We start from the raw sequence: 15,352 nt of genomic DNA, 5'->3' as shown, positions 1-15,352 counted from the left end.
AATATTGTAAATAATATATAAAAAGAAGTTGACAAATTAAAAAAAAATTAATATAGTAAATATAAATATATTTATAAAAATTCAAAGCTATGATAAGAAGAAGTAGAGCTAATAGTAGTTTAACAGAGAGTTCCCGGTTGGTGAGAGGGGCAAATGAGTTAGCTTGAATACATCTTGGAGCAGTGATTCCGAAAGATAACAACTAGTAGGCAATCATCGGGATAGCACCCGTTATAGTGCTAAAGTATGTCTGATTAAATTCAGAGTACTTACTAAGGTCAGTATTGTGAAATATTGATAAACTAAGGTGGTAACACGTGAGTAATGCTCTCGTCCTTTATTATGAGGACGAGGGCTTTTTTTATTGAAATAAACTTCGTTATATAAAAGCAGAAGTTAATATAAAATTTGGAGGTATCATAATGATAAGCTTAGATGAACAAATAAAGATAATTATGAAGGGTGTAGATACTCTTATAAGTGAAGAAGATTTAAAAGAAAAATTAAAAAAGGCACAAGAAGAAAATAGACAACTTGTAGTTAAATTAGGACTTGACCCATCAGCACCAGATATACACTTAGGTCATACTGTTGTTCTTAGAAAAATGAAGCAGTTACAAGATTTAGGACACAAGGTCGTTATACTAATAGGGGATTTCACAGGCAGAATAGGAGATCCTACTGGTAAATCAAGTGCAAGAAAAGCATTATCGACTGAAGAAGTATTAGAAAATGCTAAGACTTACCAAGAGCAAATATTCAAAGTTTTAGATCCAGAAAAAACAGAAGTTAGATTCAATAGTGAGTGGCTATCTAAGTTAAACTTTGAAGATGTAGTAAAATTAGCAGCTACAATTACGGTAGCAAGAATGTTAGAAAGAGAAGACTTTAAGAAGAGATACGAAAGCAACACTCCAATATCAGTTCACGAATTTTTCTACCCTCTAATGCAAGGATATGATTCAGTTGCTTTAGAAGCGGATATAGAACTTGGTGGAACAGACCAAAGATTCAACTTATTAATGGGAAGAGCTTTACAAAAAGAGTTTGGCCAAGAATCTCAAGTCGTAATAATGATGCCTTTATTAGAAGGTTTAGATGGTGTTAACAAAATGAGTAAAAGTTTAGGCAACTACATTGGCATAGATGAAGAAGCTGGAGTAATGTACCAAAAAGCAATGGAAATACCAGATGAGTTAATAGTTAAATACTACAACTTAGTTACAGATGTTCATCCTGATGTAGTTAATAAGATAGAGGAAGACTTAAAAGAAGATAGAGTTAACCCAAGAAATGTAAAGATGGAACTTGCAAAAGAAATAGTTAGATTATACCATGGAGAAGAATTAGCTAACTTTGCAGAAGAAAGATTCAAATCAGTATTCCAAAAAGGGCAAATACCAGTGGATATATTAACAGTAGAAGCAAGTGCAGACAATTTAGATTTAGGACAAATAGTTGTTGATAATAAATTAGCACCGAGTAAGAGTGAATTAAGAAGATTAGTTAAGCAGGGTGGAGTAAAGGTTAATGGTGATAAGGTAGATGACCTTTTAAACGTTAAAGCTGAAGGTGAATTAGTAATACAAATAGGAAAGAAAAAGTTTATAAAAATAGTTGTTAAGTAGTATATTTAAAGGTTATATCAAGTTATTTGGTATAACCTTTTGTTATAAAGATAGTAAAGTTAAGTTTTTTGTAAGGTTATAGATATTTTCAATTTCCATCTATAAAAACATAAAAGATGATATAAATCAAGTTAAATCTACAAAATTTTAGTTTTATACAAAAAAATCAGAATATATGTAAATATTCCTTTGAAAAATATTGTATAAAAATGAGGTATATGATAATATTTACGTGATGAAATAATTAAAAAAAGGGGGCTAAAATGGGTATTAGTGGAAAAAATGTCGAAATGGAAAAGGTTATACTGAAAAAATAGAGTAAGTATTATCCAATTGACAATATCATTAATGAGTAAAAAGTATTTGTAAGTTTAAAACTTTAGAATGGAATAAGATAAAGGGGATTTATTATTTTCTTTCCATCAAATTTTTACAAAGGAAATGCAATTATATTAATACTATTATTTATTTGTATATGCAACATCTCTCTTTATCAGAAAAGAGTAGCTCAGACATATGCAAGAGAGATAAAGATAGTAAAAAATAGGGGGAAATATGGAAAATTCAGTTAAAGCTAAAAAGAAATATCCTTTTGGATTTTATGTTTGTGCATTATCTTTCACTTTAGAACGTATGGCGTTCTATTCTTCTAAGTGGTTAATAGCAGTATTCATAGTTGCTTCTGTTGCATCAGGAGGACTTGGACTTACTCCAGCTGACGGTGCTAAAATGACTGCAAACTTAGTAGCGTTCACTTACTTAACTCCAATACTTGGAGGATTTATTGCAGATAAATGGTTAAGCCCTAGATTATGTGTTCCTATAGGAACAATACTTATGGGACTTGGTTACTTATGTGGATGGCAATCATCTCTTCAAACTTCAACAGGTTTAGTTTGGGCAATGATAGCACTTGTATCAATTGGTACAGGGTTCTTCAAAGGTAATGTTTCAGGTATAAACGGAAAATTATTTGATAACAAAGAAGATCTTGATGCTGCATTCAGTTTACAATATTCTTTTGTTAACATAGGTTCTTTCGTAGGTACTACATTTGTATCTTTCATAGCATATTCTGCAGGATTCGGAACTACATTCTTAATCTGTGGTATACTTTTATTCTTAGATACAGTATGGTTTGTTATAGGTGGAAATGCTTCATTTGGTGAAGTTGGTAAAAAGCCATTCAAAAATGATGAAGTAAAAAGCTCTTCAGATAAGAAAGTTCAAAAGAATGATGATGCACCTTTAACTAAAAAAGAAAAGGCAAGAGTTGGTGCTATAATTCTTGTTACTATATTCTCAATAGTATTCTGGGTAGTTTGGTACTTAACATACATGCCAGTATTATACCATTGGGGACCAGACTTTGATTATGCTAACAAAGCTAACTGGATGATAGGAAACTTTGCAGTTCCATCTTCTTGGTTCGATTCATTAAATGCTCTTTGCTGTATAATACTTGGACCAATATTAGCTATGGTTTGGACGAAACTTGCAAAATCTCCAAAAGGAGACTTAAGTATGTTCAAAAAGACTGCATTAGGTATGTTACTTCTTGGAGCTTCATTTGGTGTAATGGCATTAGCTGAAGTATTAAGAGGAGATAGTCAAGCAAGTTTAATGTGGATAGTAATGGTTGGTATACTAATGTCTCTTGGTGAAATGGTATTCTCGCCACTTGGAAACTCATTCATAAGTAAATTCTCTCCTGCGAAATTACTTGGTTTAATGATGGGGGTTTGGCCATTTGCAGTATTCGTTGCTGGTAAAACTTACGGGTACTTATATGAGTTCTTAGAACAATATTCATTTGCACCTGCATATGCTATAGTTGGTTTAGTAGTTGTTGTATGTGGTATAGTTCTATGGGGCTTAGATAAGAAGCTAAGCGCTTTAGTAGAAGACTAAAATTAATTATTAATAAAATGATATAGCCCAATAGCTTATCTTTATTTCATCATAAAAACCTCAGATATTAATATCGGAGGTTTTATTATTTCCATCTTTGTAATTTAGGGATTTTTCTTATATAAAAATTAGATAAAAAAGAAGGTACCTTCATTTCTCTCGTTTTATTACTTACTTGAGATATCATTTCTTCCATTGTAATATTAGGTTGAGTAAATTCACCATCATTATAACACCTGTTGCAGTATATATTACTCTTACTACTATCAGAATTAAGACCATCACTGTTTTTATCTTTTGCTAGTGGCATGGCACAGCTCTGACAGTATTTATTGACTTCCATTGTTACAACACTCCTTTTGCGTAATAAATAATTGATAAACTTGTTAGAATAACTAGGTTAGCTAACTGTATATGTTAGTAATTTGTTATTTTTATTGTAAATATACATTAAATTATCTATATGGAATAATAAGTGAAAGTTTCGAAGTAATGAATTAGGAGATTTTAATTAGTTTGTGTGTTATAATAGATTGATAACGTTAGAAAAGGAGAAGAAAATGAATAATTTATTTGACCTTTTAGAAATAGAGACTAAAAAAGAAAAATTAGAAAATAATTCACATGCATTATATATAGAGGAAAGATATAAAATAGATGATGCTCATTTAGAGCATATAAATAAGTTAAAAAAAGATTTATATAGTGAAGATGAGATAAAAAAATCAGGTTTAGAAAGAAGGGACTACATAAGATTAAATAGTTATGTAGGATCTAAAATAGACACAGATTTAAGAGGCAAAATATTTAATATTGTAGAAGATAGTAAAGAAGAAAATAGTGAAGTAGTATTGGAGAATATTGAGTTAGTACAAAATAGCGATAAAATATTTGATGATGATGAAGTAATTAAAGGAAATAAGTTTTTAATAGTAGATGGATCATCTCTATTATCTACAAGTTTTTATGCAACTGCAAGGGATTTGTTGTTTGCTAAAACAGAAGAACAAAAGGAAGTTGCATATACTAAGTTAATGCAAACTGATGATGGCATATATACAAATGGTATATATATGTTCTTCAAAACATTATTCCCATTAATAGAAAAGCAAAATATAACACACTTAGCAGTAGTGCTAGATAGAAGTAGAAATACTTTTAGAAGAGAAATAGATCCGGAATATAAGGCTCATAGAAAAGAGACTCCAAAGCCTTTAGGAGACCAATTTAAGTTGTTGACAGAAATTCTTGAAGAAATAAACATACCTGTATTTTCTCATAGTGACTATGAAGCTGATGATTTTGCTGGAAGTTTGGTTAAGAAATTTGAAACAGAGATTCCAACATATCTTCATACAAAAGATGAAGATTATATACAGTTAGTATCAGAGTATACTAAGCTATGGATGGTTACGGGTAAGTCTGATGAAATGTACAAATCTATGGAAGTTAATAGAAAAGATATTAATGTTCCAAACGGAATATTTGAGTATACACCAAGCTATGTTAAACATTTTAAAGGTATAGAACCTATACAAATAATTGACTTAAAGGCAATTGAAGGCGATAAATCAGATAATATTAGAGGAGTAAAGAATGTGGGTCCTACATCGAGTGTTCCATTAGTAGCTCATTATGGTTCACTTGAAGAAATATATAATAATATTGAAGGTTTAGAGGCTAAAGAAGAAAAAGAAATGTCTAAATTCTTTAAGGAAAGTCTAGGAATTAGTAGGTCACCAATTAAAAATTTATTAACATACAAAGAAGACGCATTTATAAGCAAGCAATTAGCTACAATAAAAACAGATATAGAAGAAGTTCAATCTTTAAAAGTAGAAGATTTATATTTAGATATTAATAAAGAGAAGATGAGAGAGATATTTGCTAGTTTACAAATGAATAGTTTAATTAAATAACAAAAAAATACAAAAATCCTCAAAAAAATTTTTATTTTAGGAGGATTTTTTTTATTTATATATAATATATATTATATAAAGTTTAGTAATACTTAAAAATTTTCATGAATAAATAATTTATGTAGATATTTATCACCATAATATGTTAAAATTAAGACAAATAACAAATGAGGGGGAACGATGAATAAAGACATTGGGCAAAAAGTAAAAGGGCTTAGAAGTCAAAAGAAAATGACATTAAAGGAGCTTAGTGAAAAAACAAGCTTATCTATTGGTTTTTTATCTCAGCTTGAAAGGGGATTAACCAGCATTGCTACAGATACGTTAGCAGTTATTGCAGAAGTATTTGAAGTTGAACTGTCTTATTTTTTTATAAAGCCAAGAGTGCTATCAAGGCCAATAATTAGAAGCTATGAAAAAGAAGTATTTAGTATATGTACTTCTGGGTGTATTCAGTACAATTTATCAAATAATTTAAAGGATAAGGGTATGCTACCTAGGCTTATTGAAATTTTACCAAATAATACAGAGGAAGATATTCAGCCTTATATGCATGAAGGCGAAGAGTTTATTTATATATTAGAAGGGACATTGACAATCTTCTTAGAAGAGGAACAATATGAGTTATATCCTGGAGATAGTATTCATTATCACTCTTCTGCAAATCACAACTGGGCTAATTACACAAATAAAATGGTCAAAATGATTGTTGTAGCAACGCCAAATCCTTTTGAAGGAAAATAATTAATGTGCAGGTGATTATATGAAAAATCCATTAGTAATAAACATTCAAAAATGTAGTATTCATGATGGCCCTGGAATAAGGACAACAATATTTTTTAAAGGTTGCCCGTTAGAATGTAAGTGGTGCCATAATCCAGAAAGCCAAGCTTATAGCAAAGAAGTTTTATATAATGAAGAAAGATGCAGTAAGTGCCAACTTTGTATAAGTAAATGTCCAAGTGAGGCAATAAGTGCAAACCATGAGAGTATATCTACAGATAGAGAAAAATGTTGTCATTGTGAAACTTGCCTAGATTACTGTGTTAATAATGCTAGGGAAATCGTTGGCACAAGTTATGAAATAAAAGATTTAGTAAAAGAAATATATAAAGATAGACTTTTTTATGAAGAATCAGGTGGAGGAGTTACGTTATCAGGTGGAGAGATAATGACTCAAGACATTAACTATATAGAAAATCTAGTTAAACAGTGTAAAAATAAAGGTGTAGATGTAGTAATAGATACTTGTGGTTATGCAAAATGGGATAACTTCGAAAAGCTATTGCCGTATGTTGATTTATTCCTATATGATATTAAATTAATTGATGAAGAAAAGCATATTGCTTTTACAGGTAAGAGTAACGACGTAATATTAGATAATTTAAGGAAGCTATCAGATTATGGCGCAAACATTAATATTAGAATTCCTTTAATTAATGGAGTTAATTCAGATGAATCTAATATTGAGGTAAATAAGATTATTGATTTCTTAAAACCATTAAAAATAAAGAATGTAAATCTATTACCTTATCACAATATAGGGATGCATAAGTACAAAAAACTAGATATGGTATATGATGGGGAACAACTAGCTAGACCAACTGATAAAAAGCTAGATGAAATAAAAGTACTATTTGAAAGTAATAATTTTAATACTAAAATAGGGGGATAAACTTATGGGTAGAGGAAGTTTTGAGAGAACTAAAAAGTTAAGAAAGCAAAGTATGGATGCAATACCTCACATTACAATTGAAAGGGCGAGACTTTTTACAGAAGCTTATAAGAAGTTTGAAGGAAGTGTTGAAGTACCAGTATTAAGAGCTTTAGCATTTAAATACTATATGGAAAATAGAAAACTTTGTATAAACGATGGGGAGTTAATAGTTGGAGAAAAAGGTGAAGGACCACAAGGAGCACCTACTTATCCAGAGTTATGCTGCCACACATTAGAAGATTTAGATGTAATGGATCAAAGAAAATATATATCATTTAAAGTAAGTGATGAAATAAAAAATATTCATAAAAATGAAATCATACCATTTTGGGAGAAAAGACAATTAAGAAAAAGAATAATAAATTCTATGAGCAAAGAGTGGGTAGACTGTTATGAAAATGGTATATTCACAGAATTTATGGAACAAAGATCTCCTGGGCATACAGTTGAGGGTGGAATAATCTATAAAAAAGGATTCTTAGAATTTAAAGAAGATATAAAAGAAGAGCTTAACAAGTTAGATTTTGTTAATGACCTAGAAGCTTATGACAAAAAGGCATATTTAGAGGCTATGGACATTGCGTGTGATGCAATAATAATATATGGTAAAAGATATGCCCAATATGCAAGAGAGTTAGCAGCTAAAGAAACTGATGAAGAAAAAGCTAAAGATCTATTACTAATTGCAAGTAACTGTGATGTAGTCCCAGCGTATGCTCCTAAAACTTATCACCAAGCAATACAAATGTATTGGTTTGTTCATTTAGGGGTTACAACAGAATTAAATATATGGGATGCATTTACACCTGGAAGATTTGATCAACATCTTAATCCATTCTATGAAAAAGATATTGAGGAAGGTATATTAGATAGAGATAAAGCTAAAGAGATAATGGAATGTTTATGGGTAAAATTCAATAATCAACCTGCACCACCAAAGGTAGGTATTACATTGAAAGAAAGTGGAACATATACTGACTTTGCAAATATTAATACTGGTGGTGTAACTCCAGATGGACATGATGGTGTAAACGATGTAAGTTACTTAATACTAGATGTCATGGATGAAATGAAATTACTTCAACCAAGCTCGAATGTACAAATAAGTAGAAAAACACCTCAAAAATTCTTGAAGAGAGCTTGCGAGATATCTAGAAAAGGTTGGGGGCAACCAGCGTTTTATAATACAGAAGCTATAATTCAAGAATTAATGGAAGCTGGCAAAACATTAGAAGATGCAAGACTTGGTGGAACAAGTGGATGTGTAGAAACTGGATGTTATGGAAAAGAAGCTTATATACTTACAGGATATTTAAACCTACCTAAAATTCTTGAAATAACACTGAATAATGGATATGATCCAATTAGCAAAAAACAACTTGGTATTAAAACTGGTGATCCTAGAAACTTTGAGACTTATGATGAATTAATGGATGCTTATAGAAAGCAGCTACATCATTTTATTGAGATAAAAGTTGAAGGAAATAATATAATAGAAAGAATATATGCTAAGCATATGCCAGCACCTCTTATGAGTGTTATAATTGATGACTGTATAAAAACAGGTAAAGACTATAATGCAGGTGGAGCAAGATATAACACTAAGTATATTCAAGGTGTTGGGATAGGAACAATAACAGATAGTTTATCAGCAATTAAGTATAATGTATTTGATAAAAAGAAATTTAATATGGATGAATTATTAAATGCACTAGATTCAAACTTTGAAAATCATGAACAAATTTATAATTTAGTAGTTAACAAAACTCCTAAGTATGGAAATGATGATGACTATGTTGATGAATTAATGAAAGATGTATTTAACTCATTCTATAATGAAGTAACTGGAAGAAAGTCACCAATTGGTGGTCAATATAGAATAAATATGCTTCCTACTACTTGTCACGTATACTTTGGTGAAGTAATGGGGGCGAGTGCTAATGGTAGACTTGCACAAAAACCTTTGTCAGAAGGTATTTCACCTGAAAAGGGTGGAGACACTAATGGTCCTACTTCAGTAATAAAATCAGCTGCAAAAATGGATCATCTAAAAACTGGTGGAACATTATTAAATCAAAGATTTGCACCTTCTGTTGTAGAATCAGAAGAAGGTCTTGATAATATGGCGAATTTAGTAAGAGCATACTTTAATATGGATGGACATCATATTCAATTTAATGTATTTGACAAAAATGTACTTCTAAAAGCACAAGAGAATCCAGATGAGTATAAGGATTTAATAGTAAGGGTTGCTGGCTATAGTGACCATTTCAACAACTTAAGTAGAGCACTACAAGATGAGATAATAGGTAGAACGGAGCAAACGTTCTAAGAGAAACAATTAATTAATATTAAGACTCTAGTCTATTACATAGTAGGCTAGAGTTTTATTAATATAAAGGTAATGCTAAAATATTAACATAACAAAATAAGGAGATGTGTAAAATGAATAAGAGTATAGGATTTATAGGTTCTGGAAACATGGCAAAGGCGATGATAGGTGGGATAGTTAAGTCAGGACTAGTTGAACCTGGAAAAATTACTGTTTCTGATTTAAATCAAAGTGCTTTAGATGCTGTAAATAGTGAATTTGGAGTAGCTACTACTAAAGACTCAAAGGAAGTAGTTAAAAATAGTGATATAATAATAGTGGCAGTTAAACCAAATATTTATGATATAGTTTTAGATTCTGTAAAAGAATTTATAGATGTAGAAAAGGTTATAGTTACAATCGCAGCAGGAAAGACTATTGGATCAGTTGAAAATGTAATAGGTTCTGATAAGAAAGTGGTTAGAACAATGCCAAATACTCCTGCATTAGTAAGTGAAGGTATGAGTGCTTTATGCAAAAATAATAATGTAACTGATGAAGAATTATCTATGGTAAAGAGTATATTTGATTCTTTTGGTAAGTCTGAAGTAGTTGGAGAATATATGATAGATGCAGTAATTGGTGCTAGTGGTTCTGCACCAGCATATGTATTTATGTTTATAGAAGCGATGGCTGATGCTGCAGTTCTAGCTGGAATGCCAAGAAATCAAGCATATACTTTTGCAGCTCAAGCAGTAATGGGCTCTGCGAAAATGGTACTAGAGACAGGAAAGCATCCAGGGGAGTTAAAAGATATGGTTTGTTCACCAGGAGGAACTACTATAGAGGCAGTAAAAACATTAGAATCAGAAGGATTTAGAAGTGCAGTAATAAAAGCAATAGGAAATTGTATAGAAAAATCAAAAGAAATGAGTAAGTAGTGCGTAAGACTACTTTGCTACTGTTGGGCAAAATAAGAGTGAGAAATGAAAAGGTTATTGCTATAGTTGTTGAACTATGGCAATAACCTTTTTTATATACTAGTATCTTGCTGTAGATGTGTTTTTGAATATGTCATAGCTCTAATATTATTAATTATTACAAATTTATAAAGAAAAGTATACGATTCAATAACAATCAAAAAAAATAAAAAATAATATGTTAAAGTATGTTTGTAAATAAGTTTTTATAGAAAAGGGGTTAGATCAAATGACTTTTAGCAGTTTATTATTTGTATTTTCATTTTTGCCAACAGTATTGATTTTATATTACACATTAAAAGATAAATTCAAAAATTATATATTACTTTTGGCTAGTTTATTTTTTTATGCATGGGGTGAGCCTGTATATATATATTTGATGATATTATCTATATTTATAAATTATCTATTTGGAATTAAGGTTTCCAGTAAGGATGATAAAAAGAAAAAACTATGGTTAATATTATCGGTTATCTCAAACGTAAGTATATTAATAGTATTCAAATATACTAATTTCTTTATCGATAGTATAAATTTAATGATTGGAACAAATATAAATATTCCAACTATAGCCCTACCTTTAGGAATATCATTTTTTACATTCCAAACAATGAGTTATGTCATAGATGTTTATAAAAATGATGGAAAAGTACAGAAAAATATTCTTAACTTAGCTCTTTATATAAGTTTATTCCCTCAGTTAGTTGCAGGACCTATAGTAAGGTATCAAACTGTAGATAATCAAATTAGTAAAAGAGATCATTCTATAGAAAAATTTGCTGATGGTGTAAATAGATTTGTAGTTGGTCTTGGGAAGAAGGTCATATTTTCTAATCAATTAGGTCTTGTAGCTGATGGTATATTCAGTACGCAGATTGCAAGTTTATCAGTATTAGAAGGTTGGCTTGGGGTTATATGTTATACGCTTCAAATATATTTTGATTTTAGTGGATATAGTGATATGGCAATAGGTCTTGGAAAAATGTTTGGATTTGATTTCTTAGAAAACTTCAATTATCCATACATATCTCAATCTGTATCAGAGTTTTGGAGAAGATGGCATATATCGCTTGGAAGTTGGTTTAGAGATTATGTATATATTCCACTTGGAGGAAACAGAGTAAATGTGTTAAAACAATATAGAAATTTATTTGTAGTATGGTTTTTAACGGGAATATGGCATGGTGCCAATTTAACTTTTATAGTATGGGGATTATACTTTGGAGTTTTTATAGCCTTAGAAAAGGCATTTATTCAAGGAATCCTAGATATATTACCTAGATTTTTTAGACATTCATACTTAATTTTAATAGTTATGATAGGATGGGTATTCTTTAGGTCAGATAACTTAAACCAAGCAATAGATTTTATAAAGGTCTTAGTTGGTCTAGGATCTAATGAGATTATAAATAGCTCATTTTTAATTTATATTAATGATTCTTGGATGATAATAGTTTTAGGAATAATTTTATCAACTACAGTATTAAAGAAGATATCAGATTTTGTGAAATTAAGGGGGGATAGGCTATTAGAAAATAGCATAGTCTATTTGCTACATGGAACGTCTTTGGTAGCATTGATGTTTATTATAGTTTTATTTTTAGTTAATTCAACATATAATCCATTTTTATATTTTAGATTTTAGGAGGTTTTAAATATGAATAAAGATAAAGCAAAGTTTATAGCAATTCCTTTTATTACTTTAATACTTGGATTGTTTTTTATAAATGTTATAAATGCAGATAAAAAAATAAGTACATCAGAAAATAGAGCCCTTAAGCAAAAGCCTACAAAAGAGGATATGGAGGATAATACTTATGCTAGGGATTATGAAGCTTATTATTCTGACCAATTTGCATTTAGGGAAGAGCTTTCTAATATGTATACAAAGTTAGAATTAGCCTTTGGTAAAAATAAAGTTAAAAACTATTATTTATTAGATAATAATTGGATTATGCCTACTCCAGTTAAAAATATTGATGAAAGTAAAATAAAATCATTAGCAAATGATATAGATAACATGGCAAAGATAGGGCAAGGATCGAATAAAGAAATTTATTACGTATCTACTCCACATAAAGAAAATGCTATAGCTCATTTATATAAAAAATATACAGAAGGTGTAGGTAATGCACAGAAAAATAAGAATATTCTTAAAAAGTATATCGATAAAGAAGGTATAAAATTTATTGATATAGATAATTATTTCTTGGATAATTTTAATGAAGATAAGTTAGAAAGTTTTTATTTTAAAACAGACCACCATTGGAATGGGATAGGAGCTTTTGAAGGATTTAAATATATTATGAAAGAGATGGACATAGCAGATAATATATCATGGGATGCTTATACAAGCACTAATCTTAATAGAGGATTTTTCTTAGGAAGCTATAATAAAAATTTAAATAAAATAGTTGATGAAAATGAAAATATACCATATGTTCATTTAAAGGAGAAGAATAAATATAAATTTTTTCAATATGACGGAAAAAATGAGGTTGAAATAAAAGAAGAACAATGCTTTGCAAGTGCTAGAAACAAAGAAGAAATACTATATGGTGGTGCTTATATGTTTGGAGAAGCCTTTGTGAAAATACAAAATGAAGATGCTTTAATAGATAAAAAAATAATAATTTTCAGAGACTCTTATCAAGCACCTACATCATGGTTATTTGCAGATATATTTAAGGAAGTTCAACTTGTTGATCCAAGACATGTTAAAAGTATAGATATGACTTGTAGTGAAATTTTAGAAAAAAGTGATGCAAATATAGCAATGTTTATGTATGACTCAGTTGATTTTGAAGAAATGATAGAAGAGATGAAAAAATAATTAAAAAATATATAAAAAAAATAATAAAAATTTAATAAACTAAATTAGAAATTGCCATTTAATCAATCGTATATATTTATAAGTAGTATAGATATATATGAGGATTAGATGGCAATATTTTTATGAGTTAAGGAAAGTGAATTATAAAATTAAGATTTATTTTCATTTCTTGAATCATAAATAACATAAAGTATTCATTAGTGAAACTAATTAAACTTTATGTTATTTTGTATATTTAGTATAAATATGATTGCTTAGGTGCAAAATAATACCATAATTTTCTTTTATAGTGATATTATAAACTATTTGGATAATATAGGAGGCTTTGTGAGATGATACTTAAAACCTCAACTTTGGTTAAAATTGCTATTCTGGGTGCGATTGGATATGTATTAATGTTCTTGTCTGCTCCATTACCTATGTTATTTCCTGAATTTTTAAGGGTTGATATATCTGATATCACCGGAATTCTAGGAGGTATGGCTCTTGGACCACTTGCTGGTATTATGATTGAATTAATAAAGAATGTGCTTCAATTTTTTACGGGAATGTCAACAACAAGTGGAATAGGAGAATTTGCAAACTTTTTAATAGGAGGCTCTTTTGTAGGAGTAGTGTCTTATATATATAGAAAAAGGAAAGACTTTATAGGTGTAATTATTGCATTGTTATGTGGAATTATAACGATGACTATAGTTGGATGTATTGCAAATTTTTATATATTACTACCGTTTTACGGAAATATAATGCCTATGGAAGCTGTAATTGAGATGGGTGCAGTTATCAATCCAAGAATAGTAGACAAGTTTACGTTTGTTATTTGGATTATAGCACCTTTTAATCTACTTAAAGCAAGTATTATGTCGCTGATAAGTCTAGCATTGTATAAGAGAACCGAAGTAATATTGAATATGTAGAAGAATGTATGAAATTTCATAATATCACCAACTCAATATTACAATTTTCTGTTGAGATTAGTGATAGTATTTAACTAAGAACAAATGAAAATAGGGGGCAATACACAAATGAATAGAAAAAAAAGTTATTTTATTGGATTAATATTAACTGTAGTAGTTATTTTATCAAGTTTAGTACAAGTTTTTGCTGTACAAGGAAAACTAATAGGTGATGATGTGTACCTAGAACTAAAAGATAAATATGAATGGGAATATAGAAGCGATACAGTTCTTGAAGATTATTTGACAAAAGGATTAATATTTGAGAATAACAAAGGAAAAGACGGATATGATATGAGTTTAACTATACCATCTACAGACTCATTTGGAGGCGTTATAGAAGGTTTTACAGTTATGCTTGGTAGTGAAGATGAAGCGATAAGATTATTTTTAGACTTTATAAATAAAAAAGATACATTTAATGATAATTATGGTAATAGAAAGGTTGAAGTTATATATAGTGACAAAGAGGATACAAAAGTAATAATGTATGGTGTAAGAGAAAATTATTTAGAAAGTTTAGGGTTGAAGTAAATTATCTTTTAATTAGGAGTGATACATTGAAAAAAATTAAACTTTTTATACTTATAATAATAAGTTTAGTGATTATGGTTGGATGTTCAAGTAAAGATAATTCAAAGGATATAAGTAATAAAAATGCTGAGGTGAAAATTAAAAAAAGTTATGATTTAGATGAAGCAAATATACAAAAAATAGTTGATGAATTAAAAACTGCAGGCAAAACACCAATAGTCATCAATAATGAAGGAAATTTACTTTTATGCATTTCAACTGATACTAAAATAGAAGACGTTAGACTATATAAGATAGGTGAAGATTTTGTTGATTTTGACTTTTCAATACAAAAATATTTAAGTGAAAAGAAAGATTCGGAGTTTAAGCAGTTAACTAAATCTTTATCGAAAGATGAGTTACTAATCGTTAAGGTAAATGAAGCAGAAGGAATACCTACTGATTGTATTACATGGGTAGAAGCATCAAAAGAGACAATATATCACCTTGTCACATATGACGGAAAAGGAGAAAACTAAAAAATAATCACATAAAATAATATGCTGAATAAAATAGTTAGTGAT

The 15,352-nt window shown here is 29.3% G+C and carries 13 protein-coding genes and 1 other annotated feature; of the genes, 12 read left to right on the top strand and 1 reads right to left on the bottom strand.

What is annotated here, in order from left to right; translation table 11 throughout:
• Positions 1 to 80 precede the first annotated feature (80 nt).
• Positions 81 to 341 (top strand) — a binding site (T-box leader).
• 81 nt (positions 342 to 422) lie between these two features.
• Together tyrS and ACI48P_RS10860 are read left to right on the top strand one after the other, a co-directional pair.
• Positions 423 to 1,628, top strand: coding sequence for a tyrosine--tRNA ligase (gene tyrS, locus ACI48P_RS10865; protein ID WP_475215571.1), 1,206 nt, complete (start codon positions 423 to 425; stop codon positions 1,626 to 1,628).
• Positions 1,629 to 2,183: 555 nt separating this feature from the next.
• Positions 2,184 to 3,539, top strand: a complete 1,356-nt coding sequence (locus ACI48P_RS10860; RefSeq protein ID WP_475215569.1) for a peptide MFS transporter — start codon at positions 2,184 to 2,186, stop codon at positions 3,537 to 3,539.
• Between the two features lie 85 nt (positions 3,540 to 3,624).
• On the opposite strand, the gene ACI48P_RS10855 is transcribed toward ACI48P_RS10860, so the two are convergent.
• Complete coding sequence (locus ACI48P_RS10855; RefSeq protein ID WP_475215567.1) at positions 3,625 to 3,882, bottom strand: zinc ribbon domain-containing protein; 258 nt, start codon at positions 3,880 to 3,882, stop codon at positions 3,625 to 3,627.
• A gap of 217 nt (positions 3,883 to 4,099) precedes the next feature.
• On the opposite strand from ACI48P_RS10855, the gene ACI48P_RS10850 reads away from it, so the two are divergent.
• From ACI48P_RS10850 to ACI48P_RS10805, 10 genes are all read left to right on the top strand, one after another.
• Entirely contained in the window at positions 4,100 to 5,458 is a 1,359-nt protein-coding gene (locus tag ACI48P_RS10850) for a 5'-3' exonuclease (RefSeq protein ID WP_475215566.1), read from the top strand.
• Positions 5,459 to 5,638: 180 nt separating this feature from the next.
• Positions 5,639 to 6,202, top strand: coding sequence for a helix-turn-helix domain-containing protein (locus tag ACI48P_RS10845; protein WP_475215564.1), 564 nt, complete (start codon positions 5,639 to 5,641; stop codon positions 6,200 to 6,202).
• Positions 6,203 to 6,221: 19 nt separating this feature from the next.
• Complete coding sequence (locus ACI48P_RS10840; protein ID WP_475215563.1) at positions 6,222 to 7,133, top strand: trans-4-hydroxy-L-proline dehydratase activase; 912 nt, start codon at positions 6,222 to 6,224, stop codon at positions 7,131 to 7,133.
• Between the two features lie 4 nt (positions 7,134 to 7,137).
• A complete protein-coding gene (gene hypD / locus ACI48P_RS10835; protein ID WP_475215561.1) occupies positions 7,138 to 9,507 on the top strand; it encodes a trans-4-hydroxy-L-proline dehydratase in 2,370 nt (789 codons plus the stop codon).
• A gap of 113 nt (positions 9,508 to 9,620) precedes the next feature.
• The gene (proC, locus tag ACI48P_RS10830; protein ID WP_475215560.1) at positions 9,621 to 10,427 is read left to right on the top strand and encodes a pyrroline-5-carboxylate reductase; all 807 of its coding nucleotides are present in this window, start codon (positions 9,621 to 9,623) and stop codon (positions 10,425 to 10,427) included.
• 268 nt (positions 10,428 to 10,695) lie between these two features.
• Positions 10,696 to 12,111 (top strand): MBOAT family O-acyltransferase, encoded by a 1,416-nt coding sequence (locus tag ACI48P_RS10825; protein ID WP_475215558.1) that lies wholly within the window; start codon positions 10,696 to 10,698, stop codon positions 12,109 to 12,111.
• Between the two features lie 12 nt (positions 12,112 to 12,123).
• Positions 12,124 to 13,299 carry a DHHW family protein gene (locus tag ACI48P_RS10820; RefSeq protein ID WP_475215556.1) on the top strand — a complete coding sequence of 392 codons (1,176 nt, stop codon included), beginning with the start codon at positions 12,124 to 12,126 and terminating at the stop codon, positions 13,297 to 13,299.
• 332 nt (positions 13,300 to 13,631) lie between these two features.
• On the top strand, positions 13,632 to 14,216 hold the full coding sequence (locus ACI48P_RS10815; RefSeq protein WP_475215554.1) for an ECF transporter S component: 585 nt from the start codon (positions 13,632 to 13,634) through the stop codon (positions 14,214 to 14,216).
• Between the two features lie 108 nt (positions 14,217 to 14,324).
• On the top strand, positions 14,325 to 14,789 hold the full coding sequence (locus ACI48P_RS10810; protein ID WP_475215553.1) for a hypothetical protein: 465 nt from the start codon (positions 14,325 to 14,327) through the stop codon (positions 14,787 to 14,789).
• Between the two features lie 26 nt (positions 14,790 to 14,815).
• Positions 14,816 to 15,307 (top strand): hypothetical protein, encoded by a 492-nt coding sequence (locus ACI48P_RS10805; protein ID WP_475215551.1) that lies wholly within the window; start codon positions 14,816 to 14,818, stop codon positions 15,305 to 15,307.
• The last annotated feature ends 45 nt before the right edge of the window (positions 15,308 to 15,352 follow it).

The organism is Romboutsia sp. LXY-2 (assembly GCF_056171995.1).
This window is presented reverse-complemented; position numbering and strand designations above follow the sequence as displayed.